Annotated in this window: 20 protein-coding genes; 6 read left to right on the top strand and 14 right to left on the bottom strand. The window is 70.9% G+C overall.

Annotation, left to right across the window (positions count from 1 at the left end; all coding sequences use genetic code 11):
* Positions 1 to 29: 29 nt before the first annotated feature.
* The 8 genes from ACFO6S_RS18155 to ACFO6S_RS18120 all read right to left on the bottom strand — a co-directional run bounded on the left by ACFO6S_RS18155 (position 30) and on the right by ACFO6S_RS18120 (position 9,390).
* The gene (locus ACFO6S_RS18155; RefSeq protein ID WP_378419360.1) at positions 30 to 1,427 is read right to left on the bottom strand and encodes an acyl-CoA synthetase; all 1,398 of its coding nucleotides are present in this window, start codon (positions 1,425 to 1,427) and stop codon (positions 30 to 32) included.
* A 34-nt stretch (positions 1,428 to 1,461) separates the two neighbouring features.
* On the bottom strand, positions 1,462 to 2,430 hold the full coding sequence (locus tag ACFO6S_RS18150; RefSeq protein ID WP_378419359.1) for a proline dehydrogenase family protein: 969 nt from the start codon (positions 2,428 to 2,430) through the stop codon (positions 1,462 to 1,464).
* Between the two features lie 5 nt (positions 2,431 to 2,435).
* Positions 2,436 to 4,079 (bottom strand): L-glutamate gamma-semialdehyde dehydrogenase, encoded by a 1,644-nt coding sequence (gene pruA, locus ACFO6S_RS18145; protein WP_378419358.1) that lies wholly within the window; start codon positions 4,077 to 4,079, stop codon positions 2,436 to 2,438.
* 165 nt (positions 4,080 to 4,244) lie between these two features.
* Positions 4,245 to 5,342 carry a succinyldiaminopimelate transaminase gene (gene dapC, locus ACFO6S_RS18140; RefSeq protein WP_378419357.1) on the bottom strand — a complete coding sequence of 366 codons (1,098 nt, stop codon included), beginning with the start codon at positions 5,340 to 5,342 and terminating at the stop codon, positions 4,245 to 4,247.
* A 3-nt stretch (positions 5,343 to 5,345) separates the two neighbouring features.
* Positions 5,346 to 5,669 carry a ferredoxin gene (fdxA, locus tag ACFO6S_RS18135; protein WP_378419356.1) on the bottom strand — a complete coding sequence of 108 codons (324 nt, stop codon included), beginning with the start codon at positions 5,667 to 5,669 and terminating at the stop codon, positions 5,346 to 5,348.
* Positions 5,670 to 5,784: 115 nt separating this feature from the next.
* Positions 5,785 to 6,561 carry a hypothetical protein gene (locus ACFO6S_RS18130; RefSeq protein WP_378419355.1) on the bottom strand — a complete coding sequence of 259 codons (777 nt, stop codon included), beginning with the start codon at positions 6,559 to 6,561 and terminating at the stop codon, positions 5,785 to 5,787.
* The gene (locus ACFO6S_RS18125; protein WP_378419465.1) at positions 6,558 to 9,116 is read right to left on the bottom strand and encodes a bifunctional FO biosynthesis protein CofGH; all 2,559 of its coding nucleotides are present in this window, start codon (positions 9,114 to 9,116) and stop codon (positions 6,558 to 6,560) included. Before ACFO6S_RS18125 ends, ACFO6S_RS18130 begins: the two co-directional genes overlap by 4 nt.
* Before the next feature lie 91 nt (positions 9,117 to 9,207).
* The gene (locus ACFO6S_RS18120) at positions 9,208 to 9,390 is read right to left on the bottom strand and encodes a hypothetical protein (protein ID WP_378419354.1); all 183 of its coding nucleotides are present in this window, start codon (positions 9,388 to 9,390) and stop codon (positions 9,208 to 9,210) included.
* A 132-nt stretch (positions 9,391 to 9,522) separates the two neighbouring features.
* On the opposite strand from ACFO6S_RS18120, the gene ACFO6S_RS18115 reads away from it, so the two are divergent.
* The 5 genes from ACFO6S_RS18115 to ACFO6S_RS18095 all read left to right on the top strand — a co-directional run bounded on the left by ACFO6S_RS18115 (position 9,523) and on the right by ACFO6S_RS18095 (position 16,478).
* On the top strand, positions 9,523 to 10,002 hold the full coding sequence (locus tag ACFO6S_RS18115; RefSeq protein ID WP_378419464.1) for a PH domain-containing protein: 480 nt from the start codon (positions 9,523 to 9,525) through the stop codon (positions 10,000 to 10,002).
* A gap of 149 nt (positions 10,003 to 10,151) precedes the next feature.
* Positions 10,152 to 11,612: a PH domain-containing protein gene (locus tag ACFO6S_RS18110; RefSeq protein WP_378419463.1), complete on the top strand. Its 1,461-nt coding sequence runs from the start codon at positions 10,152 to 10,154 to the stop codon at positions 11,610 to 11,612.
* Between the two features lie 114 nt (positions 11,613 to 11,726).
* The gene (locus ACFO6S_RS18105; protein ID WP_378419353.1) at positions 11,727 to 12,689 is read left to right on the top strand and encodes an esterase/lipase family protein; all 963 of its coding nucleotides are present in this window, start codon (positions 11,727 to 11,729) and stop codon (positions 12,687 to 12,689) included.
* A gap of 79 nt (positions 12,690 to 12,768) precedes the next feature.
* Positions 12,769 to 15,768 (top strand): alpha-mannosidase, encoded by a 3,000-nt coding sequence (locus ACFO6S_RS18100; protein WP_378419352.1) that lies wholly within the window; start codon positions 12,769 to 12,771, stop codon positions 15,766 to 15,768.
* Between the two features lie 20 nt (positions 15,769 to 15,788).
* Positions 15,789 to 16,478 (top strand): uracil-DNA glycosylase, encoded by a 690-nt coding sequence (locus tag ACFO6S_RS18095; RefSeq protein ID WP_378419462.1) that lies wholly within the window; start codon positions 15,789 to 15,791, stop codon positions 16,476 to 16,478.
* Here ACFO6S_RS18095 and ACFO6S_RS18090 read toward each other — a convergent pair.
* The 6 genes from ACFO6S_RS18090 to typA form a co-directional block, all read right to left on the bottom strand.
* Positions 16,475 to 17,845, bottom strand: coding sequence for a YncE family protein (locus ACFO6S_RS18090; protein ID WP_378419350.1), 1,371 nt, complete (start codon positions 17,843 to 17,845; stop codon positions 16,475 to 16,477). The two genes, ACFO6S_RS18095 and ACFO6S_RS18090, sit on opposite strands and share 4 nt — an antisense overlap.
* 100 nt (positions 17,846 to 17,945) lie before the next feature.
* A complete protein-coding gene (locus tag ACFO6S_RS18085; protein WP_378419348.1) occupies positions 17,946 to 18,353 on the bottom strand; it encodes a hypothetical protein in 408 nt (135 codons plus the stop codon).
* Between the two features lie 23 nt (positions 18,354 to 18,376).
* Positions 18,377 to 18,535 (bottom strand): hypothetical protein, encoded by a 159-nt coding sequence (locus ACFO6S_RS18080; RefSeq protein WP_378419346.1) that lies wholly within the window; start codon positions 18,533 to 18,535, stop codon positions 18,377 to 18,379.
* A 73-nt stretch (positions 18,536 to 18,608) separates the two neighbouring features.
* Positions 18,609 to 19,508 (bottom strand): N-acetyl-1-D-myo-inositol-2-amino-2-deoxy-alpha-D-glucopyranoside deacetylase, encoded by a 900-nt coding sequence (gene mshB, locus ACFO6S_RS18075; RefSeq protein ID WP_378419344.1) that lies wholly within the window; start codon positions 19,506 to 19,508, stop codon positions 18,609 to 18,611.
* Positions 19,508 to 21,340, bottom strand: coding sequence for an ABC transporter family substrate-binding protein (locus ACFO6S_RS18070; protein ID WP_378419342.1), 1,833 nt, complete (start codon positions 21,338 to 21,340; stop codon positions 19,508 to 19,510). The genes mshB and ACFO6S_RS18070 overlap by 1 nt, the downstream gene beginning before the upstream one ends.
* A gap of 91 nt (positions 21,341 to 21,431) precedes the next feature.
* On the bottom strand, positions 21,432 to 23,339 hold the full coding sequence (typA, locus tag ACFO6S_RS18065; RefSeq protein ID WP_378419340.1) for a translational GTPase TypA: 1,908 nt from the start codon (positions 23,337 to 23,339) through the stop codon (positions 21,432 to 21,434).
* Positions 23,340 to 23,691: 352 nt separating this feature from the next.
* On the opposite strand from typA, the gene ACFO6S_RS18060 reads away from it, so the two are divergent.
* Positions 23,692 to 23,865 (top strand): hypothetical protein, encoded by a 174-nt coding sequence (locus tag ACFO6S_RS18060; RefSeq protein ID WP_378419338.1) that lies wholly within the window; start codon positions 23,692 to 23,694, stop codon positions 23,863 to 23,865.
* The last annotated feature ends 29 nt before the right edge of the window (positions 23,866 to 23,894 follow it).

Raw genomic sequence — 23,894 nt, 5'->3', positions numbered from 1 at the left:
TCAAGAAATGCCGGGGCCCGGCCAGCCGCTCAGCCGAGCAGCTTCTTCTGCACCTTGCCCATCGCGTTGCGCGGCAACGACTCCACCACCCGGACCTCGCGCGGGCGCTTGTGTGCGGACAGCTCCGCCGCGACGTGCGCGATCAGCGCCTCGGGCTCCACGCCGTCGCCGACCACGTACGCGACCAGCCGCTGCCCGAGGTCCTCGTCGGGGACGCCGACCACCGCCGCCTCGCGCACCGACGGGTGCCCGAGCAGCGCGGTCTCCACCTCGCCGGCCCCGATCCGGTATCCCCCGGACTTGATCAGGTCGGTCGACGCCCGGCCGACGATCCGGTGGCATCCTCCCTCGTCGATCACTGCCACGTCACCGGTCTTGAACCAGCCGTCCTCGGTCCAGGACTCGGCCGTCGCGTCCGGGCGGTTCAGGTAGCCGTCGAAGAGCATCGGGCCGCGCACCTGCAGTTCACCGATCGACTCGCCGTCGTGCGGGACGTCGCCGCCGGCCTCGTCGACCAGCCGCGTGCTCACCCCGGTCACCGGCAGTCCGACCCAGCCCGGACGCCGCTCGCCGTCCGCCCGGGTGCTGAGCGTGATCATCGTCTCGCTCATCCCGTAGCGCTCGATCGGGGTCAGGCCGGTCAGCTCCACCAGCCGGTTGAACACCGGGACCGGCAGCGGCGCGCTGCCGGAGACCAGCAGCCGCGCCCCGCTCAGGGCGCGGGCGGACTCCTCGTCGCGGGCCACCCGCGACCACACCGTCGGCACACCGAAGTACATCGACCCGCCCGCCTGTGTGTAGGCCTGCGGCGTGGGGCTGACGGTGTGCACGAGGCGGCTGCCCACCCGCAGCGGGCCGAGTAGTCCCAGGATCAGTCCGTGCACGTGGAAGAGCGGAAGTCCGTGCACCAGTGTGTCGTTCGAAGTCCACTGCCACGCCTGCGCCAACGCGTCCAGCCCGGCTGCGATTGCCTGGCGGCTCAGCAGCACGCCCTTCGGCGGACCGGTGGTACCGGAGGTGTAGAGCACGAAGGCGATCGACGACGGACGCGGCTCCGGGTGTCCGTGCCAGTCCCGGGCGTTGACCCGCACCGGGACGACCGGCAGGTCGGTGCCCTCGGGCGCGTTGCCGAGCCAGGCCTGCGCGCCCGAGTCGGACAGGATGTGCGCGATCTCCGCGGGACCGGAGTCCGGCGGCACCGGCACCACCGTGACCCCCGCGAACAGGCAGCCGACGACCGCGATCACCGTCGAGACGCTCGGGGTCGCGAGCACGGCGACCCGCTGGGCCCCGGCGATGCGGCGGGCCAGCGCCCCGGCGCCCCCGACGATGTCGCTGCGCGAGAGCACGGCGTCGCCGATCCGGACGGCATCGGGCAGGTCGTCGCCCCGGGCGACGGCGAGGGGGTTCAGTGAACTCAGGAGCACGAGCCCAGCGTCTCACACCGCTACGCCGGCGAGATCAGCCGTGGGTGAGGGCCGAGCGCAGGAAGAAGGTGAGGTTGGCGGGCCGTTCGGCGAGCCTGCGCATGAAGTAGCCGTACCACTGCGAGCCGTAGGGGACGTAGACCCGAACCTGGTCACCGAGCCCGGCCAGCCGCACCTGCTCGACGTCCCGGATCCCGTAGAGCATCTGGTGTTCGAACTCCGCCGACCCACGCCCGACCTGCTGCACCAACTCCTGGGTCCGCGCCACGACGGCCGGGTCGTGCGAGGCCACCATCGGGTAGCCGGGACCACGCATCAGCGTCTCGAGGCACCGCAGATACGACGCGTCGACCTCGGACCTGCGTTGGTAGGCAACCGATTCCGGCTCCCGGTAGGCGCCCTTGCAGAGCCGGACCCGGGAGTGCGCCGACGCGAGTTCCCGGCAGTCCCATTCGGTCCGGCGCAGGTACGCCTGCACCACCGCGCCCAGCCACGGGAAATCGGCACGCAGCTGGGTCACCAGTTCCAGGGTGATCTCGGTGGTGGTGTGGTCCTCGGCGTCGACACTCACCCAGACCCCCGCGGCCTGCGCCGCCTCGCACAGCGCATGGGCATGCTCGAGCGCCACCTGCCGACCGTCCCGCGGCAGCGCCAGCCCGAGCGCGGACAGCTTCACCGACACCTCCAAACGGCGGACCCCGGTGCCGGCGTCGGCCTCGGGTTGCTCGCCGAGCTCGCGCAGCAGCTGCCGGTACTCAGCGAGGGTGGCGCGGGCCCCGGCCAGGTCCGTGGTGTCCTCACCCAGGTGGTCGACGCTGACGCTGCGCCCCGAGTCCAGGATCGCCCGCGCGGCGGCCAGCGCGTCGGACCGGTCCTGCCCCGCGACGAACCGGGTGACCAGGCCCCGGGTGACCGGGGCCCGGGTGATCGCCGACTTGATCCGTGGCGAACGGGCCGCGGCGAGGATCGCCGGCCGCAGCGGATTGCCCAGCGCGCCGGACACGGCGATCAGTCCCGCGGTCCCATGTGCGGATACCGATGGTCGGTCGGCGGGACGAAGGTCTCCTTGACCGTGCGCGCGGACATCCAGCGCAGCAGGTTGATCGGCGACCCGGCCTTGTCGTTGGTGCCCGACGCCCGTGCTCCACCGAACGGCTGCTGCCCCACCACCGCACCGGACGGCTTGTCGTTGACGTAGAAGTTTCCGGCCGCGAATCGCAGTGCCGCCCCGGCCTTGGCGACGGCCGCCCGGTCCCCTGCGATCACCGACCCGGTCAGCGCGTACGGGGCCGTGGTGTCGACGATGTCGAGGACCGACTCGAACGCGCCCGGGGCCGCATCGTCGTAGACGTAGAGCGAGAGCAGCGGGCCGAAGTACTCGGCCGCGAAGCACTCATCGCCGGGATCGTCCGACAGCAACACCGTCGGGCGGACGAAATAACCCTCGCTGTCGTCGTACTTGCCGCCCACCGCGATCCGGATGCCCTCCACGCCGCGGGCCCGTTCGATCGCGGCGACGTTCTTCTCGTACGCAGGCCGGTCGATCAGTGCCCCACCGAAATTCGTCAGGTCGGTGACGTCGCCGTAGCTGAGCTGGTCGGTCTCGGACAGGAAGTCCTCACCCATCTGCGCCCATACCGAGGCCGGGACGTACGCCCGCGACGCGGCGGAGCACTTCTGGCCCTGGTACTCGAAGGCGCCGCGAATCAGCGCCGTGCGCAACACGTCCGGGTCTGCGGAGGCGTGCGCGACGACGAAGTCCTTGCCTCCGGTCTCCCCGACGACTCTCGGATAGCCGTGGTAGCGGTCGATATTGGTCCCGACCTCGCGCCACAGGTGCTGGAAGGTCCGGGTGGAGCCGGTGAAGTGGATGCCTGCCAGCCGCGGATCACCCAGTGCCACATCCGAAACCGCGGCGCCGGACCCGGTCACCAGGTTGATCACGCCTGGGGGCAGGCCGGCCTCCTCGAGCAGACGCATGGTCCAGTAGGCGGCCAGGGTCTGCGTCGTCGAGGGCTTCCACACCACGGTGTTACCCATCAGCGCAGGCGCAGTCGGGAGGTTGCCGGCGATCGCGGTGAAGTTGAACGGGGTGATCGCGTACACGAACCCCTCCAACGGCCGGTAGTCCAGCCGGTTCCACACCCCGGGACTCGACTCCGGCTGCTCCGCGAGCAGCTGCCGGGCGAAGTGCACGTTGTACCGCCAGAAGTCGACGAGCTCGCAGGGCGCGTCGATCTCCGCCTGCTGCACCGACTTCGACTGGCCGAGCATCGTTGCGGCGGCGACGGTCTCGCGCCACGGCCCGGCGAGCAGGTCCGCCGCACGCAGGAACACCGCGGCCCGGTCGTCGAAGGACAGGTCGCGCCAGCCGGGGCCCGCCGCGACCGCGGCCTGCACCGCGGCGTCGGCGTCCTCGTGGGTGGCCGAGGTCAGGGTGCCGAGCACGGCGGAATGCCGGTGCGGCTGCACCACGTCGACCCAGTCGCCGGAACCCTGCCGGTGGACGCCGCCGATCACGTGCGGCAGGGCGACCGGTTCGGCGGTGAGTTCCGCGATCCGGTCGATCAGGCGGGTGCGCTCCGGGCTACCCGGTGCGTAGGAGTGCACCGGCTCGTTACCCGGACGGGGAACCTGTGTGACGGCATCCATGCTGGCTCCTGCCCACGGCGGCGTTCCCGGGGCGGACCCCGGCAACGAGGACTTCCGTCCCCAGGCTAGCGCAGCTTGCCGTCCCAGCAGGCCGGACGCGCACGATCGATGATCATCGTTTCCGGGCCCCTTCGGGACCCGTCGTCCGCCGACCCGACGGCCGCGCTACAGGCGCGCTGCGGCCGCCGCGATCCGCTCGTCGGTGCCGGTCAGCGCGATCCGCACGTGCTGGCCGCTGCCCGGACCGTAGAAGTCGCCGGGGGCGACCAGGATGCCGCGGTCGGCGAACCAGTCGACGGTCTCGCGGCAGGGTTCGCCGCGGGTCGCCCACAGGTACAGCCCGGCCTCGGAGTTGTCCACGGTGAAACCGGCGCCGCGCACGGCACCGAGCAGCACCTCGCGCCGGGCACGGTAGCGCTCGCGCTGGATGTCCTCGTGCTCGTCGTTGTTCAGCGCGGCGGTCATCGCGGCCTGCACCGGCAGCGGCATGATCATGCCGGCGTGCTTGCGCACCTCCAGCAGCTCCGCGACCAGCGCCGCGTCCCCGGCGACGAAGCCGGCCCGGTAGCTCGCCAGGTTGGACGTCTTCGACAGCGAGTGCACGGCCAGCAGACCGGTGTGGTCGCCGTCGCACACCCGCGGGTCGAGGATCGAGTAGCCGTCGGCCTCCCAGGTCAGCCCCAGGTAGCACTCGTCGGAGACCACGATCGCGCCGCGCTGGCGGGCGAAGTCGACCACCTTGCGCAGATGCTCGAGGCCGAGCACCTTGCCGGTCGGGTTGGACGGCGAGTTCACGAAGATCAACGCCGGGTTCTCCGGGCCGAGCCGGGTCAGTCCGTCGGCGCGCAGCACCCGGCAGCCGGCCAGCAGCGCGGCGACCTCGTACGTCGGGTACGCGACCTCCGGGATGACGACCAGGTCATCGGCGCCGAGCCCGAGCAACCGCGGCAGCCACGCGATGATCTCCTTGGTCCCGATGGCCGGCAACACCGACGCCGGGTCCAGTCCGGTGACCGAGTAGCGACGCGCCAGCGCCGCGACCGCGGCCTCCCGCAACGCGTCGGTGCCGTGCGTCGTCGGGTACCCGGGCACCGCCGACACGGAGGCCAGGGCCTCGCGGATCAGCGGCGCGACCGGATCGACCGGGGTGCCGACGGAGAGGTTCACGATCCCGTCGGGATGCGCCTCGGCCCTCGCCTTCGCCCCCGCAAGCGAGTCCCAGGGAAAGTCGGGAAGTGCGTGCGAAACAGCCGAACGAGGCAACTGCTAGTCCTCGCCCATCGGCGGGAGCGCCTTGATGAACGGCGGGTCGTAGTCGACCTTGCCGAGCTTGGCGGCGCCACCGGGCGACCCGAGCTCCACGAAGAAGTCGACGTTCGCGCTGATGTAGTCGCTCCACTGCTCCGGGACGTCGTCCTCGTAGAAGATCGCCTCGACGGGGCAGACCGGCTCGCAGGCACCGCAGTCCACGCACTCGTCGGGGTGGATGTAGAGCATCCGGCCGCCCTCGTAAATACAGTCGACGGGGCATTCCTCGATGCATGCCTTGTCGAGTACATCTACGCACGGTTCAGCAATCGTGTAGGGCACTGCCGCTCCCCTTGCCTTTCTCACACGGACCGGAAATTCTGCGCAGTGGACGAACAAACGCGCAGGGTCTCCTAGTATCACCCCTCGCCGCGGGGAGGACCCGGGCAGGGTCCACTCAGACGGTGCTGCCGCGCGGCGAGAGCGAGTCGACCGCACCGCGCACGGTGTGCCCGTCGATCCACCGCATGGCCTGCACCGCGGCGTCGACCAACGCGCCTCGCTCGCCCAGGTAGTCGGCCACCGCGCCGAGGACCGGCACCTTTCCGAGGAGCTGGTAGGGCCGGGTCGGCTGGGGCCGCTTGTGGAGTTCGTCGGGAATCGCACGGAGCGTGCGCGCGGCCGACCACATGCCGCCGAGCATCGCGAAGGGCTTCCACCCGGACTGCTCCGGCACGGCCGCCCGCGGCTGCACCAGCTGGGTCCGGGAGTCGATCTCGCGACGGCACAGCACCGACGCCAGCAGATCCACCTGCGCGCTGCGTTCGGTCACCCCCATCTCCCGGGCCACCGCGACCAGCACCACCGTCTGGTTCGCGAAACCCAGCACGTCCTGCAGCGGCAGGCGCTTCGCCAGCGGGCCCAGCACACCGGGAAACGCGACGACGATCGTGTTGAGCAGGCCGAGCCGGGTCAGCCACCACCGAGCGCGACGCTCGTCGCCGGCCCGGTCCCAGGCGGCGGTCCCGGGAACCTGCGCGATGTCGAGCAGCCAGGCCGCCGCGTCCAGCGCCTTCTCCGCGGCCGAGCGCTGCTCGGCGTTCGGCCGGAAGGTGCGGGCCTTGATGCCGAACGGGTCGGACGCCACCAGGTCCAGCACCGGGTTGATCCCCCAGGCCGCCCGGTCGAGGACCGCCACCACCCGGTCGTCGCCGATCCGGTCCTTGGCGGTCACCGGACGCTCACCCGGTCGGCGTACTTGGTGGTGCGCTCCCGGGCCGGACGGCCGATGCCCTCGGCGATCGAACGCAGCTCGGCCACGGTCTTCTCCGACCCGTGCATCGAACCCGCCATCCGCGAGATGGTCTCCTCCATCAGCGTCCCTCCCAAGTCGTTGGCGCCGCCCTGCAGCATCGCCTGCGTCCCCTCGGTACCCAGCTTGACCCAACTGGTCTGGATATTGGGGATCCGGCCGTGCAGCATCACCCGCGCCAACGCGTGCGCGGCCCGGTTGTCGCGGCGCGTCGGGCCCGGCCGGGACGCGCCGGCCAGGTACAGCGGCGAGGACTGGTGCACGAACGGCAGCAGCACGAACTCCGTGAACCCGCCGGTGCGGTCCTGGATCCCGCGCAGCACGTTCAGGTGCCCCACCCAGTGCCGCGGCTGGTCCACGTGGCCGTACATCATCGTCGAGCTGGACCGCAGCCCCACCTCGTGCGCGGTGGTGACCACGTCGACCCAGGTGCTCGTGGGCAGCTTGCCCTTGGTCAGCACCCAGCGGACCTCGTCGTCGAGGATCTCGGCGGCGGTGCCGGGGATGGAGTCCAGTCCGGCCTCGCGCAGGTCGATCAGCCAGTCCCGGACGCTCTGCCCGCCGCGCGAGGCGCCGTTGACGATCTCCATCGGGCTGAAGGCGTGCACGTGCATCGACGGCACCCGGGCCTTGATCGCGCGCACCAGGTCCGCGTAGCCGGTGACCGGCAGTTCCGGGTCGATGCCGCCCTGCATGCAGATCTCGGTGGCCCCGGCGACGTGCGCCTCCCAGGCCCGGTCCGCGACCTCGTCGGTGGACAGGGTGAAGGCGTCGGCGTCGCCCTTGCGCTGCGCGAACGCGCAGAACCGGCAGCCGGTGTAGCAGATGTTGGTGAAGTTGATGTTCCGGTTCACCACGTAGGTGACGTCGTCCCCGACCGCGTCCTTGCGCAGGTTGTCGGCCAGCGCCACCAGCGCCTCGAGCCCGACGCCGTCCGCGTTGGCCAGCGCCACGTAGTCGTCGTCGGAGCAACCCGCCGGGTCCCGCTCGGCGTTGCGCAGCGCGGCCAGCACGTCGGTGTCCACCCTGGTCGGCGCGCTGAGCTCGAGCACCTGCTCGCGGACGGTCTCCCAGTCGCCGAAGGCGCTGCCCAGGTCGCTGCGGGTCTCGGTGTTGCGGCCGTCGGTGTCGATCTCGGTGTTCAGGTCGACGCGGCCGCTCGACTCCCAGGCCTCGTCGGGTTCCTGCCACGGCAGGCCCACCGGGAGGGTGTCCGGACGCGCCAGCCCGGTCACCGGGTCGGCCAGCGCGTGCACGTGCGCGGAGATCCGGGGGTCGATCCACGGCGAACCCGCGAGCACGTACTGCGGCTGCGCGGCGGTGCGTTCGGTCAGCGTGTAGCCGGCGGCCGCGGTGATCTCCGCGAGCGTGTCGAGGTTGGGCCACGGGCGCTCGGGGTTGACGTGGTCCGGGGTGAGCGGGGAGACCCCGCCCCAGTCGTCGACGCCCGAGGCGATCAGCGCGGCGCACTCGTCGGCGGAGACCAGGTTCGGCGGCGACTGGATCCGCATCCCGGGACCGAGCACCAGCCGGGCGACGGCGATGGCGGCGCGGTACTCCTCGATGCCGGCGTCAGGCGCCGACCGCATCACGGTGTCGTCCTTGGCCAGGAAGTTCTGCACGATCACTTCCTGGATGTGACCGAAGGCCTTGTGCGACTTGCGGATCGCCATGATCGAGTCGGCCCGCTCGGCCATCGTCTCGCCGATGCCGACGAGGATGCCGGTGGTGAACGGCACCGAGAGCCTGCCCGCGTCGGTGAGCGTGCGCAGCCGGACCGCGGGGTCCTTGTCGGGGCTGCCGTAGTGGCACTCACCCTTGTCGGTGAACAGCCGGGTCGCGGTGGTCTCGAGCATCATGCCCATCGACGGCGCCACCGGCTTGAGCCGGTTGATCTCCTCCCAGCTGAGCACCCCGGGATTGAGGTGCGGCAGCAGGCCGGTCTCCTCGAGCACCCGGATCGAGACGGCCCGGAGGTAGTCCAGCGTGGAGTCGTAGCCGCGGGCGTCGAGCCACTCCTGCGCCTCGGGCCAGCGGACCTCCGGACGGTCACCGAGGGTGAACAGCGCCTCCTTGCAGCCCAGCGCCGCACCCCGCCGCGCAATGTCGAGCACCTCGTCGACCTCGAGGTACATCCCGTGTCCCTCGGCGCGGAGCTTGCCGGGCACCGTCACGAAGGTGCAGTAGTGGCACTTGTCGCGGCACAGCCGGGTCAGCGGGATGAAGACCTTGCGCGAGTAGCTGACGGTTTTCGGCCGGCCCGCCGCCTCCAGTCCGGCGTCACGTACCCGCGCGGCCGAGGCCGAGAGGTCGTCGAGGTCGGCGCCGCGCGCGTGCAGCAGCACGGTCGCCTCGTCGACGTTGAGGGTCGCCCCGTCCCTGGCCCGGCGCAGCGCCCGGCGCATGGCCGACGCGGACGGCCGCTCGAGCCCCGCCGGTTGCCCGGAGCCGGACGGCATGACCGGATCGGGGAGCATCGAGGGGCTGGACTGCGCGTCGTCGTGAGATGTCACCGCTCGATCATGCGCCATGCCACGACGGGAGGGCCACCGTAGGTGTCCCGACCGCTCAGGAGTGCGGGTACTCGTCCTCCTCCGGAACGCCCCGCTGCTGCTCCGCGGCGTCGGCGACATTCACCTCGAGTGCGCTGGTGGGCGGCGCGTCGGCCTCGTCGACCTCGTCCGCGTGGTCGGCGGGCGTCGCCTGCTCGACAGCGTCCGCCTCGGGGACCTCCGGATCGAATCCGTTCATGTCGGTTCCTTTCCTCGCCTGCCCCCGAGGCTAGCCCCGACGGGCGCTCCCCGGGCCGCGCCTTGCCCGCACCGACGCCGCGGATCGGGCAGGCTGGGGGGCGTGAGTACCCCACCGCCCGCCGTCGTGACCATGGCCGATCCCCAGTGGCGACCCAGCACCAGGGCGCCGCTGCTGTGGGCGGTCAACGCCGCGCTGATGTGGATACCCGTGTTCGTGGCGCAGCTGGTCTGGGCCGTGGTCGACGGCACCGCCACCAGCTGGCCGCACGTCGGCGTGTTCGCCGCGAGCGTGGTCGCCGCGCTCGCGCACGTCGCGGTGGTGCCGCAGTGGCGCTACCGCGTGCACCGCTGGGAGATCAGCGAGGACGCCGTCTACACCCGGACCGGCTGGTTCACCCAGGAGCGCCGGATCGCCCCGATCTCGCGGGTCCAGACGGTGGACACCGAGCGGGGGCCGATCGACCGCATGCTGGGCCTGGCCACCGTCACGGTCACCACCGCCTCCTCCGCGGGCGCCGTGAAGATCACCGCACTCGACAACGCCGTCGCCGATCGCACGGTCGCCGACCTCACCCGGATCGCGGGCCGCAACCTGGGGGACGCGACGTGAGTGCCGGGACGCCTATCCCCGAGTCGCCGGTTCCCGGTTCGCGTGTCGGCCCGCTCGCCCCCGCCCCGGGCACCGCACCCCCGGAGGCGAGCGGCGCCGCGGCGCTGGCCGCCGAGCAGGAGCAGCCGTGGCTGCGTCTGGACAAGCGAATGCTGCTGGTGCACCCGGTCTCCGAGGTGGTCAAGCTGGCACCGGTGCTGCTGGTCTCGGTACTGATCGGCAGCCAGAGCGGCAACCACACGTTCGGACTGATCGCCGTGGCGGTGCTGGTGGCCTTCGCGCTGCTGCGCTGGTACACCACCAGCTACCGGCTCGGCCCCGTACACGTGCAACTGCGTAGCGGCGTGTTCCAGCGGAACCTGCTCTCGGTGCCGCGCAACCGAATTCGCTCCGTGGACGTCGAGGCCGGGCTGCTGCACCGACTGCTCGGCCTGGCCGTGGTGCGAATCGGCACCGGACAGCAGTCCGGCCGCGGCAGCGAGTCCGGCAGGTTCGAACTCAATGCCCTGGACGCCGCGCTGGTACCCGCGCTGCGCGCCGCGCTGCTGGCCCGACCCGACACCTCCGGGCCGGTGTCCGACGCCGGCGCCGCTCCCCCACCGGCCCGCCCCGAGACCGAGATCGCGCACTGGACGCCGGCCTGGGTGCGGTACGCACCGTTCTCGGTGACCGGGTTGATCACCATCGCCGCCGTCGTCGGTCTCGCCTTCCAGTACGGCATCGCGCAACGCCTCACCGAGTCCGAGACCGTCTCGGGGTGGGTCGACTCCGCGCGGCACCTCGGTGTCGCGGCGCTGGCCGCCGCGGGCGTGCTGGCGCTGCTGCTCGTCGCGAGCACGCTGGCCTGCGCGCGCTACCTCATCGCGTACGGAAACCTGCGCGTCACCGACGACGGCCGGGTCCTGCACGTGAGCCACGGACTGCTCAAGACCCGGCAGACGACGCTGGACCGGGCCCGGCTGCGCGGCACCACGCTGCGCGAGCCGCTGCTGCTGCGGCTCGCCGGCGGCGCCCGACTCGACGCCATCATGACCGGGGTGAGCGCCGAGAAGCAGCAGTCGTCGATGCTGCTGCCGCAGGCACCCGCGGTCGAGGCGAAACGGATGATGGGCGTCGTCCTGGGCGAACGCCGGTTCCCCGCCGACGCCGACCTGCCTCTGCGCCCGCACGGCCCGGCCGCCCGACGCCGCCGCTACTCCCGCGCTCTGCTGCCGGTGGGAGTCGTCGCGGTCGCGGTCGGCGCTGCGGGCGTGCTGGGCGTACGCGTGCACTGGTCGGTGTGGCCCGCCCTGGCCGTGGCCGTGGTCGCCGCCGCCGTGCTGGCCTGGGACCGCTACCGGGGCCTCGGGCACGCCGTCCCCGCCGGCTGGCTGGTCACCCGCAGCGGCTCACTCGACCGCGGGCGACACAGCCTCGAGGCCGACGGCATCATCGGCTGGACGGTGCGACAGACCTTCTTCCAGCGACGCGCCGGCGTCGCCACCGTGGTCGCCGCGACCCCCGCCGGCACCCGGCGCTACGAGGTGCTCGACCTGCCCGCCGACGAGGCCTGGGCGCTGGTCGAGTCCGTCACCCCCGGCGCCGGCGGCATCTGGACCCGCAGCGCCTGACCGCACGGATCGGCACGGACCCCGGCGTTCTCCTGCGTCTACCACGCCGCCAGTGCTAGAGAGGACAGTTGCACCACATCGACTGTCCCACAATGATTATCAGGAGTTCTGCACTTGACTACCCGACTCCGCGCGGCCACCACGAGCCTCGCGACCATCGCTCTGCTGACCCTCGGCACCGCGCTCATGCCGTCGACTACCGCCTCCGCGCAGCTGGGCTCGTCCGGCTCCTCCGGAGGGGCCGGAGCGGGCGAGATTCCGGGCGTGAACGAGGAGGGGTGCACGTCGACACAGCACCCGCAACCGGTCGTGCTCCTGCACGGAACCGACATGACCTGGCAGGACACCTTCGAGGACTTGGTACCGCCGCTCAAGGGCGACGGCTACTGCCTCTTCGCGTTCAACTACGGCGGGCTGCCGGCGAAGAACGAACTCCTTCCCAGGACCGCATGGGGCACCAAGCCGATCGAGCAGTCGGCAGCGGAACTGAACACATACATCGACGATCTCCTCGAGCGCACCGGGGCCGAGCAGGTCGACATCGTCAGCCATTCCCAGGGCGGCACCATGACGCGTCAGTACCTGCGGTTCCTGGGCGGGGCCGACCGCCCCAAGGTCAAGACGCTCGTCATGCTCGCGCCGTCGACCCACGGCTCCACCGGAGGAGACACGTTCTTCACGGAGGCCCAAGCCGCGGCCGCCGATGCACCCGTGGCCATCCAGCAGCAGGTCATCGGATCGCGCTTCCTGACCGCACTCAATGCCGACAACAAGGAGACCTTCCCGGGAATCCAGTACACCGTCATCGCATCCAACACGGACGAGGTGATCACCCCGGCCCCGCCCAAGATCGCCACGAACCTCTCGTTGCTCATTCCCGCCCCCGGCACCGAGGACTCGGTCCACAACATCACCGTGCAGGACGTGTGCAACGACCCGGGACTCCTCATCCGCCACAACGATGACGTGAACAAAGACACCGGGAAGCCGATGGGCATGCTCAACCATCCGGCCCCGCTGTTCCTGGTCCGCAAGGCCCTCGACCCGACGCTCGCGGACACCATCTCCTGCTCCTAGACCTGATCGCCGCGGTGGGCCCGGCAACCCGGGCCCACCGCGGGTAGCGTCGGAACGGTCGCCGCCGAGGGAGGCCACGATGCACGACGACCGGCAGACCGTGGAGGACCGGCTACGACGGTTCGTGGACGAACGACTGCGACCCGCGCTGTACCGCGAATGCGTACCCGCGGCACTCACGGCGTGGACGGTGCCCGGCGAGCCGGTTCCGTTCGCAGAGGCGGTGGCGCAGAAGTTCACCCCGGTCGAGGTGGGCACCCACTGGGGCCGGCCGTGGGGCACGGTGTGGCTGCACGTGACCGGTACCGTCCCGGCGCACTGGCGGGGACGGGACGGCCTCGAGGTGGAACTCGTGGTCGACCCCGGCTTCACCGGCGGCCCGGGATTCAACGCTGAGGCACTCGCGTACCGCCCCAACGGCACGGTGCTCAAGGCGATCTCCCCGATGAACGCCTACCTACCGGTGGACCCACACGCTCCCCTCGACGTCTACCTCGAACTCGCCGCCAACCCGGATGTGGCCGCCGGCTTCGGCTTCCGGCCGACCACACTGGGCGAGATCGACACGGCCGGGCAGGACCCGCTGTACCGGCTGCGACGGGTGGACCTGGCACTGCGCGATGTCACCGTGTGGGAGCTGACGCAGGACATCTCGGCGCTCGAGGGCCTGATGCATGCGCTGCCGTTCGACCTGCCGCGCCGGCACGAGATCCTGCGCGCGCTGGAGCGGATGCTCGACGCCGTCGACCCCGACGACGTCCCGGGGACCGCGGCGAACGGCCGGGAACTGTTGCGGGAGGCGCTGTCCCGGCCCGCATACGCCAGCGCACACCACCTGGTCGCGGTGGGACACGCACACATCGACTCGGCGTGGCTGTGGCCGGTCCGCGAGACCGTCCGCAAGTGCGCCCGCACCTTCGCCAACGTGGTGGCGCTGATGGACGAGCATCCCGGCTTCCGCTTCGCGTGTTCGTCCGCACAGCAACTGGACTGGGTCAAGCAGGCCTACCCCGAGCTGTTCGAGCGGATCCGGGAGAAGGTGGCCGCCGGCCAGTTCGTGCCCGTCGGCGGCATGTGGGTCGAGGCCGACACCAACATGCCGGGCGGGGAGGCGATGGCGCGACAGTTCCTCGCGGGCAAGCAGTTCTTCCTCGACGAGTTCGGCGTCGACACCCCGGAGGTGTGGCTGCCGGACTCGTTCGGCTACTCGGCGGCGTTGCCGCAGTTGGTGGTCGCCTCCGGCTCGCGGTACTTCCTCACGCAGAAGATCTCCTGGAACCAGACCAACAGGATGCCGCACCACACCTTCCGCTGGGAGGGCATCGACGGCACCCGGGTGTTCACCCATTTCCCGCCCGTCGACAAGTACAACTCGGACCTCTCCGGCCACGACCTTGCCCACGCCCAGCGGAACTACCGCGACCACGGCGCGGGCACCGTCTCGCTGGTGCCGTTCGGCTGGGGCGACGGCGGCGGCGGACCCACCCGCGAGATGCTGGCCGCGGCGGAGCGCACCCGCTCCTTGGAAGGCTCGCCCACGGTCACGATCGACTCCCCCGCCAACTTCTTCTCCCGCGCCGAGGCCGAGTACCCGTCGCCGCCGGTGTGGTCCGGGGAGCTCTACCTGGAACTGCACCGCGGCACCTACACCTCGCAGGCAAAGACCAAGCGGGGCAACAGGAGAAGCGAGCACCTCCTGCGCGAGGCGGAACTGTGGGCGACGATGGCCACCGTCCGCTCCGGCGCGCCCTACACGTACGACGAGCTCGATCAGGTGTGGAAACTGGTGCTGCTTCAGCAGTTCCACGACATCCTGCCGGGCAGTTCCATCGCCTGGGTGCACCGCGACGCCGAGCGCAACTACGCGGCCGTCGCCGCCCGGCTCGAGACCGTGATCGACACCGCGGCGCACGCGCTCACCGGTGCGGGCGATTCCCTCCTCATGCTGAACGCGACGCCGCACCCGCGCGACGGCGTGCCTGCGCTCGGCATCGCCGAACCCGAGACCGCGGCCGAACCCACCCGAGTGATCCCGCATGGCGACGGCTTCGCCCTCGACAACGGTCTGCTACGCGCGGTCGTCTCGGCCGACGGCCTGCTCACCTCGCTGGTCGACACGGCAACGGGACGCGAGTCGCTCGCACCGGGCGCCGTCGGCAACCTGCTGCAACTGCACCGGGACACCCCGAACCGGTGGGACGCCTGGGACATCGACGAGTTCTACCGCAACACCGTCACCGATCTCCGTCGGGCGGACTCCGTGACCCGGGACGGTGACGCCGTCGTGGTGCGCCGGTCGTTCGGCGACTCGACGGTGGTGCAGCGACTCGGACTCGCACCCGGAGCCCGCGCCCTCGACATCGCCCACGACATCGACTGGCACGAACGGCAGAAGCTGCTCAAGCTGGCGTTCCCGTTCGACGTGCAGGCCGACCGCAGCGCCGCCGAGACCCAGTTCGGTCACGTGTTCCGTCCCACTCACTCGAACACCTCGTGGGACCTCGCGAAGTTCGAGATCTGCGCGCACCGCTGGGTGCATGTCGGAGAACCCGGGTACGGGGTGGCGGTGGCGAACGACTCCACCTACGGCCACGACGTCAGCCGGGACACCCACGGGGACATCGGCACCACCACCACGGTGCGTCTGTCCCTGCTGCGGGCACCCCTGTACCCCGACCCCGAGGCGGACCAGGGTCGGCACACCATGAGGGTCTCGGTGCTGCCGGGCGCCTCGATCGCCGACGCCGTCGCGGAGGGCTACCGGCTCAACCTGTCTGCCCGAACCGTCAGGGGCGCACGGGCAGTCGCGCCGCTGCTCGAGGTGTCGAACCCGGCCGTGGTGGTCGAGTCGGTCAAGCTCGCCCAGGACCGTAGCGGCGACGTGGTGGTGCGCCTCTACGAGTCGACCGGCGCCCGGTCCGCCGCGCGGGTGACGCTGGACTTCCCGCACACCGGGGTCGGGTTCGTCGACCTGCTCGAGCGGCCACTGGACCCGCCACCCGGCTGCACCGACGAGGGCGACGCCGTGGCGTTGACGCTGCGCCCGTTCCAGCTGGTGACCCTGCGGGCGCGACGGTGACGTTCCCGACGCTCGACGCCATGGACCGCGCACTGATCGAGTGCCGGCGCTGCCCCCGACTGGTGGCGTGGCGCGAGCAGGTCGCCCGCGAGAAGCGGGCCGCCTTCCGCGACGAGACATACTGGGGGCGGCCGGTTCCCGGTTTCGGCCCGGTGGACGCGTCGCTGCTGATCGTCGGGTTGGCGCCGGCCGCCCACGGCGCCAACCGGACCGGCCGGATGTTCACCGGCGACCGCAGCGGCGACGTGCTCTACGCCGCGATGCACGCGGTGGGACTGGCCAGCCAGCCCACCGCCACCGCCGTCGGGGACGGCCTGACGTTGCGGGGCACCAGGATCACCGCACCGGTGCACTGCGCGCCGCCGCAGAACAGGCCGACCACCCGCGAGCGGGACACCTGCCGACGCTGGCTCGACGAGGAACTGCGGCTGCTGACCCCGACGCTGCGGGCGGTGCTGGTGCTCGGCGGATTCGGCTGGCAGACACTGCTGCCGACGCTGCGGGCGGCGGGCTGGGCGGTGCCCACGCCGCGGCCGAAGTTCGGACACGGCGCGCACGTCCTGCTCGAACCGGCCACGCCGCAGCGAGATCCACTGCACGTGTTCGGCTGCTACCACGTCAGTCAGCAGAACACCTTCACCGGTCGGCTCACGCCGGCGATGATCGAGTCGGTGCTCACCGCCGCCGGCCGCGCCGCGGGGCTCCTCTAGGAGCCGACGCTGCCGGTGTCCAGGCCCCCACTGCCCAGGCTCCCGCTGTCCAGGCTCCCGCTGCCGACACTCCCACCGCCGGTCTCGACGACGGGGGTACCGGTCCAGCCGGCCGGAACGTGCCCGATGCGCACCCGCTGCGGGTGGTCGCCCACGGGCACCGTCGCCACCTTCCGACCGGTCGCGAAGTCGATCGCGCTGACGGTGTCGGAGGCACTCTCGGAGATCACGCAGTGCGTGCCGTCGCCGTTGACGGTGGCCCAGTACGGCTTTGCCGCCGGGACGAGCGGGGACTCGTCGAGGGTGGCGGTGTCCACGATCGTCACGTAGTCGTCCATCGTCCCGGCGATGCACAGCTTGCTGCCGTCGGGGTTGATGGACATGCCGTGATGACGCGAGTCGTTGACCCAGGTGGTCCGGTCCGGGTCGGTGTCCGGGTTCTTCGGCAGTTCCTTGACGCGGGTGATCTTGTCGGTGGCGACGTCGTATTCGACGAAGCCGTTGAAGAAGGACACCTGGAAGTACAGCTTGCTCTCGTCCGGGCTGAACGCGACGGGCCGCACCGAGTCCGACAGGTCCTGGCGGCCGAAGGCGTCCAGTCGGTCTCGCATGTCGATCACCTTGACCGTCTGGAAGGTCTGGGCGTCGACGACGGTGATCCTGCGGTCGCCCTTGGTTCCGTCCTGCGACGGGTCGTCCGTCCCGGTGTTCACCTCACCGATCGCCATGTTCCACAGGTAGCGGCCGCCGTCGGTGAAGACGTTCTCGTGCGGCTTGTCCCCGGTCTTGAACGACCCGACCTGCGCACCCGTGTGGATGTCGAGCACGTGCACCGTGTTGCTGGTGGACGCCGAGACCGCGACCCGGTTGCCGTCCGGCGAGACCGCCATGTGGTCCGCGCGGAACCCCGACACCGGGAAGCGCCAGTTCATCTTTCCGGTGACCAGGTCGATCGAGACGACGTCCGCGAAGCTCGGCCGGGACGCCACCACGGCCGAGCCGTCCGGAGTGGTGTACATGTCGTCCACGAACTGGTCGTGTCCCTCGCCCGCGGTGAACCGCACGCCGAGGAAGAAGGCCAGCTTGACCGGGTCGAGGTTGATCGCCTCGAGCCGGGCCTCCTTGTCCGGGATCATGTTCACCCGTCCGACCTTGGCGTAGTCGCCGGTCGACTCGATGACGTCCGCGGTGCCTTCCCAGTTGTTGCCGACGAACAGCACCTCGTTGAGCCCGTCGGCGGGCAGCGGATCCGCGTGGGCCGCGCCCGTGCCGACCACGACTGCCGCAGCGGTGACGGTGGCGGCCAATGCCGCTGCGGCCCAGCCCTTCCGACCCATCCGGTTCCCCAACCCTGATGCCTCGATCACGTGTCCACTCCAGTCCTCGCGGTGCCCGGTCGACCGGACGGTAGCAGCCGTCGGTCGACGCCCAGCGGGAATCGAGCGAATCGCATCCCGAGGCGCGGGGTCACCGACGGCCGCGAGCGACCGCCTCGTCGGCGGCGAACTTCATCAGCAGCACCCCGGCGGGGACCAGGCCGGCGACGAGCAGCAGCAGGGTGCGCCAGTCCGCGAGCATCATCGCGTCCCCTCCCGGCCCGCCGAACATGCACACCACGAACCCGACGAACCAGCCGAGCAGCGGCAGCGCCATCCGCGACGCCCGGTCGGTGACGGTCCTGGCGCCGAACACCAGCAGCACGTTGACCGCCGCGGCGATCAACGCGGCGACCGGGAACGGAACGGTCCCGAGTCGGAGCGGCAGGAACAGGACCGCGAGCACCGCGGTGAGGAAGCCGTCGAACACCAGCAACGCGAGGATCGCCGAGTCGAGGATCCCGCGAGTCGTGTGGTCTGGTCGAACGCTGGCCGTCATACCCACGATGGTAGGCGGCGCGGTCAGTCCACCGGCGGGTAGCCGAGCAGGGTCAGCAGGTGGCTCTGCATGTCCACGAACGAGTACAGCCCGTTCATGTACATGTCGTGGTACATCTGCGCATTCGGCCGCAGCGAGTCCACAAATGCCACGATCGCGTCCTGCACACCCGAGTTGACCATCGGATCCCTCCCGCCGAGCCGCGCCACCGGTGTGACGCACTGCACAGCCTATGTCGTCAGGGCCGGGCTGTCGCTACCCCTCGGCGGCCGGGACACCGGCGAACAGGTCGTGCTCGCGACCGTCCGCACCGACCGGCCCGAGCTCGCCGCGGACCAGGGTGAAGTGTTCGGTGCCGAGGATCGGCAGCGCGATGTTGTTCGACAGGGTGAACTCGGGCCCGAGCTCGGACACCGCGACCTGAGTGGCGTGCGCGGCCAGCGCCGCCCGCTTGGCCGCCAGCACCGCGGTCACGTCCACGTCCGTGGTTACCGTCTCGTCCGGGACGCAGGCCCGCTCCCCCGGCTCCGGCAGCCGCCACCCGTCCGGCAGCTCACCGATCGCGCAGATCCCGTCCTCCAGGGCGGCGTGCTCGGTGACGGTCCAGTACAGCTTCGCCACCTGCCAGGGCGCGCCGGCGTCCGGGTACGCGTCGGTGCCCGCGGCCTCGACCGCGGCGGTGGTCAGCCGGTGCGCCTGGATGTGGTCCGGGTGCCCGTAACCGCCGTTCGGGTCGTAGCCGACGACCACCTGCGGACGCAGCTCGCGGATCACCGCCACCAGTGCGGCGGTCGCCTCGTCCGCGTCGGCGTTGACGAAGGCCCGGGGATTCGCCGCCGACGGGGTTCCGGCCATCCCGGAGTCGCGCCAGCGCCCGGCGCCGCCGAGGAAGCGCGGGGCGTCGACACCGAGTTGCGCCAGCGCCGCGGTGAGTTCGCCGATGCGGTAGCCACCGAGCTGGTCGGCGCGGTCCGCCACCAGCTGGGCCCAGCGGTCCCCGATCACCTCACCCTCCTCGCCGAGGGTGCAGGTCAGTACGGTGACCTCGGCACCCGTCGCGGCGTAGTGCGCGATGGTGCCGCCGGTGGTGATGGTCTCGTCGTCCGGGTGCGCGTGCACCAGCAGCAGCCGTCGACCGTTTCCGTTCTCTGCCATCACTTCTTCTTCCTGGACCAGTGGTCGGCGTCGGCGAAGATTCCGACCTGGACGGCCCCGTCGAGTGAGACACCCTCGACGTCCGGGCCGGCCGCGACCACGGTGGTGTCCTGCATGATCGGCAGCACGGCGGCAAGGTCCCACAGCAGCGGTTCGGCGTGCGCGATCACCTGGCGGACATCCGCGGTGCCGCGCAGTGCGTCGTCGATGCCGACCTGCAGGGCCGGGTCGCACAGTCCGGACAGGTTCACCGGCATCGGATCCGGCGCGGCTTCGCTTGTCTCACTGTCGGTCTCGTCGCCCGCGGGAGCCTCATCCTCGGCGGGTGCGACCGCAGGCGGGACCGGAGCCGGGCAGCCGAACCTCGAGGCCATGGCCGTCGCCGGGTCGGACCCGGCCCGGGCCCAGCCGAGGACCGCGTCGACCTGCCCGTCGAGCACCGCGCGGCCATACAGTTCGTCGGCACGCAACGTCCGCACCGTCGCGTCGATCCCCGCACCGCGGAGCTGGTCTGCGGCGGTGTTTGCGACCGCGATCGCGCTGTCGTCGTTCTCCGGCGTTCCGATGACGAACCCGAACGGCTTGCCGTCCTTCATGATTCGGCTCGGTTCCGCGGCATCCGGATTGTCCACCGGGGCGAGGACCCAGCCCGACTCGCCGAGCAGCGCCAGGGCCTGTTCGGTCGTCGGCCGCGGCGGCGCCGTCGGCGCGTAGCCCGGATCCGAGGGCACCAGCACCTGGGCCCGCACCACGGTGGCATCGGCTCCGTCGGGGGTGCCCACCCGGGCCAGCAGGTCCGGATCGAGCAGGCCGAGCAGGCCGCGGCGCACCCGCTGGTCGGCCAGCGCAGGCACCCGGCCGTTGAGGGTGAGTTCGAGCGCCCGCGGCGCGAAGGTGGTGGCGGCCTGCACCGTCGGGATGGCGGCCAGCTGGGCCTGCAACTGCGCGGCGCCACGCACCTGCGCCACCTGGGCGTCACCGGTCCGAAGTGAATCTGCCAGTTGGGAATTGGAGCCGCCGCGGCGCATCAGGATCCGGTCTGCGACCGCGGGCTCACCCCAGAAACGGTCGTTTCGCTCGAGCAGGATCTCGTCACGGCCACGATCGATGGACTTGATGCGGAACGAGCCGCCGGAGACGGGGATGTCCTCGGCGAGACCACGGGCGAACCCGCCGAGGGTGTCCTTCACCAGGTGCGAGGGCAGCAGGTCGGTGAACAGTTCACGCCACGCCGGGTAGGGCGAACGCATGGTCACGGTGACGGTCTTGCCACCGTCCGACGAGCCGATGTCGTCGATCAGCGCATATCCGGCGGGGTCGACGACGCCGGGCTGCGTGATCATCTGCTGCCACAGGTAGCGGAAGTCCTCGGCCGCGATGGGCGCGCTGTCGGACCACTGCGCTTCGTTCCGGAGCCGGTAGGTGAGGGTGAACGGCGCCTGGGCGGTGACGTCCGCGGAGATCAGCAGGGATTCGTCGGGGATCCAGTCGGTGCCACCTGGGCGGCCGGGACTGGGCACCGGGCGGAACGGGCTCGGGAAGAGCATCAAGCTGACCGCCGAGTTGACCGGCGACTGGTCGGCACGCAGGTGCGGGTTGAACCCCTGACCCACGTCGTCGATCGCCACCACCACGGTGTTCTTGGTGGGCACGGCCGTCGTGGGCTTCGGGCTGGCGGTGCTCTCCACCGGCGGCGGCGGATTCGCCGTGCACCCGGCCAGTGCGAGGCCGGCAACGAGGAGGCCGACGATCGGCAGGATCCGCCGGTTGCGCCGCTCGGAACGGCGACTGCGGAGCGACGGGACTGCGCCGACTGGTCCTGCTCGGTGCACTCGAGGTGTCCCTTCGTTGCGGCTGAAACGCCGTGCGCGGTTGACGAGTCGGCAGACTCGTCAACCGCGCACGGTGCGCGAAGCGCAGACTTTACAGCGCGGCCTTGTCACGGGACTTCGCACGCGAACGCTCGCGGGCGCGGTCCGTCTGCGACAGGTGCAGCTTGCGGACGCGGACAACCTCGGGGGTGACCTCGACGCACTCGTCGGCGGCACAGAACTCCATGGCGCCCTCGAGGCTCAGCTCGATCGGCTTGGCCAGGGTCTCCATCACGTCGGCGGAGGACTGACGCATGTTGGTCAGCTTCTTCTCGCGGGTGACGTTGATGTCGAGGTCCTCGGAACGCGGGTTGATGCCCACGACCATGCCCTCGTAGGTGTCCGCACCCGGCTCGACGAAGAACGTGCCGCGGTCGGCCAGCTGGATCATCGCGAACGGGGTGACCGTGCCGGTGCGGTCGGAGACGAGCGAGCCGGTGTGGCGGGCACGGATCTCGCCGGCCCACGGCGCGTAGCCGTGGAAGACGGCGTTGGCGATGCCGGTGCCGCGGGTCTCGGTGAGGAAGTCGGTGCGGAAGCCGATCAGGCCGCGCGACGGGACGATGAACTCCATACGGACCCAGCCGGCACCGTGGTTGGCCATCTGGACCATCTTGCCCTTGCGGTTCGCCAGCAGCTGCGTGATCGCGCCGAGGTACTCCTCGGGGGTGTCGATGGTGAGCTCCTCGAAGGGCTCGTGCACCTTGCCGTCGACGATCTGGGTGACCACCTGCGGCTTGCCGACGGTGAGCTCGAAGCCCTCGCGACGCATCTGCTCGACCAGGATGGCGAGCGCCAGCTCACCACGGCCCTGGACCTCCCAGGCATCCGGGCGGCCGATGTCGAGGACCTTGAGCGAGACGTTGCCGACCAGCTCCTGGTCGAGCCGCGACTTGACCATGCGGGCGGTGAGCTTGTGGCCCTTGACCCGGCCGACCAGCGGCGAGGTGTTGGTGCCGATGGTGACGGAGATGGCGGGCTGGTCCACGGTGATCCGGGGCAGCGCGACGGGGTTCTCCAGGTCGGCGAGGGTGTCGCCGATCATGATGTCCGCGAATCCGGCGACGGCCACGATGTCGCCGGCGACGGCGAGCTCGGCCGGCTGACGCTCGACGCCGACGGTGGCGAGCAGCTCGGTGATCTTGGCCTTGGTGACGACCGGCTCGCCGTCGACCTCACGCATCCAGGACACGGTCTGGCCCTTGCGGAGCTCGCCGTTGTGGATGCGGACCAGCGCGAGACGGCCGAGGAACGCCGAGGCGTCGAGGTTGGTGACGTGGGCCTGCAGCGGCGCGTCGGCGGTCCCCTTCGGGGCCGGGACATGCTCCATGAGGACCTGGAACAGCGCGTCGAGGTTCTCGGCGTCGGGCGCCTGGCCGTTCTCGGGCTGGACCTTCGAGGCCTTGCCCTCACGCCCGGAGGCGTAGAGGACGGGCAGTCCGAGCGCCAGCTCGGCGGCCTCGGCGGCCTCGTCGGACAGGTCCGACGCGAGGTCGAGGAGCAGGTCCTGGGCCTCGGTGACGACCTCTTCGATGCGGGCATCGGGGCGGTCGGTCTTGTTGACCACGAGGATGACGGGCAGCGACGCGGCGAGCGCCTTGCGCAGCACGAAGCGGGTCTGCGGCAGCGGGCCCTCGGAGGAGTCGACGAGCAGGACGACGCCGTCGACCATGGACAGGCCGCGCTCGACCTCGCCACCGAAGTCGGCGTGGCCGGGGGTGTCGATCACGTTGATGACGGTGACAGAGCCGTCCTCGTTGTGCTTATGCACCGCCGTGTTCTTGGCGAGAATGGTGATGCCCTTCTCGCGCTCGAGATCACCGGAGTCCATCACCCGGTCGACCAGTTCGGCACGTTCGGCGAACGCTCCCGACTGGCGCAGCATGGCGTCGACGAGGGTGGTCTTGCCATGGTCGACGTGTGCGACGATGGCAACATTGCGGAAGGTGGTGCTAGGCACGCTGCGGTCTCCTGGCTGGCTGATTCCGCCACACGAAGCATGGTTCGCACGGCTCGGGCGGCCGCGTCGCGAATGCGAATCGACAGGCACAGAATCGTCCTGTGCAGGCATTGCGGCCAGCTAGATACTACCCGCCAGAGGCCAATACCTCCGAAAAGTGCAGCGTAGATCACTCAAATCTGATAGTTCGCCGGGCCCGTGGTGCGCTGACCAGGCGACCTCGGCGGGCGTCCCGGCGGGCGTCCCGGCGAGCGGAACGCCGTGCACGACCGGGCCATTCCTGAGGGTACGCTAACTTGATCAGGACCCCGGACGACCGGGATCAGCATCGAGCGGGAGGACCGGGCCGGAGATGGGCAAGGTCAAGGCGAAGCAGGTCTCGAAGCTAAAGCCCAAGAAGAAGTGCTGCCGCAGCAAGAAGCGATGCCTCAAGTGCCCCGTCGTCATCATGCGGATGAAGAAGCTCGAGAACGAGGGCGTCAAGGGCAAGGAACTGAAGAAGGGGCTCAAGAAGGCGCGCACCTGAGCGCACGCCTCCCCGAGCCCCTCCGGGTC

The sequence above is a fragment of the Rhodococcus kronopolitis genome (assembly GCF_042654025.1).
Lineage (GTDB): Bacteria > Actinomycetota > Actinomycetes > Mycobacteriales > Mycobacteriaceae > Rhodococcus_G > Rhodococcus_G kronopolitis.
This window is presented reverse-complemented; position numbering and strand designations above follow the sequence as displayed.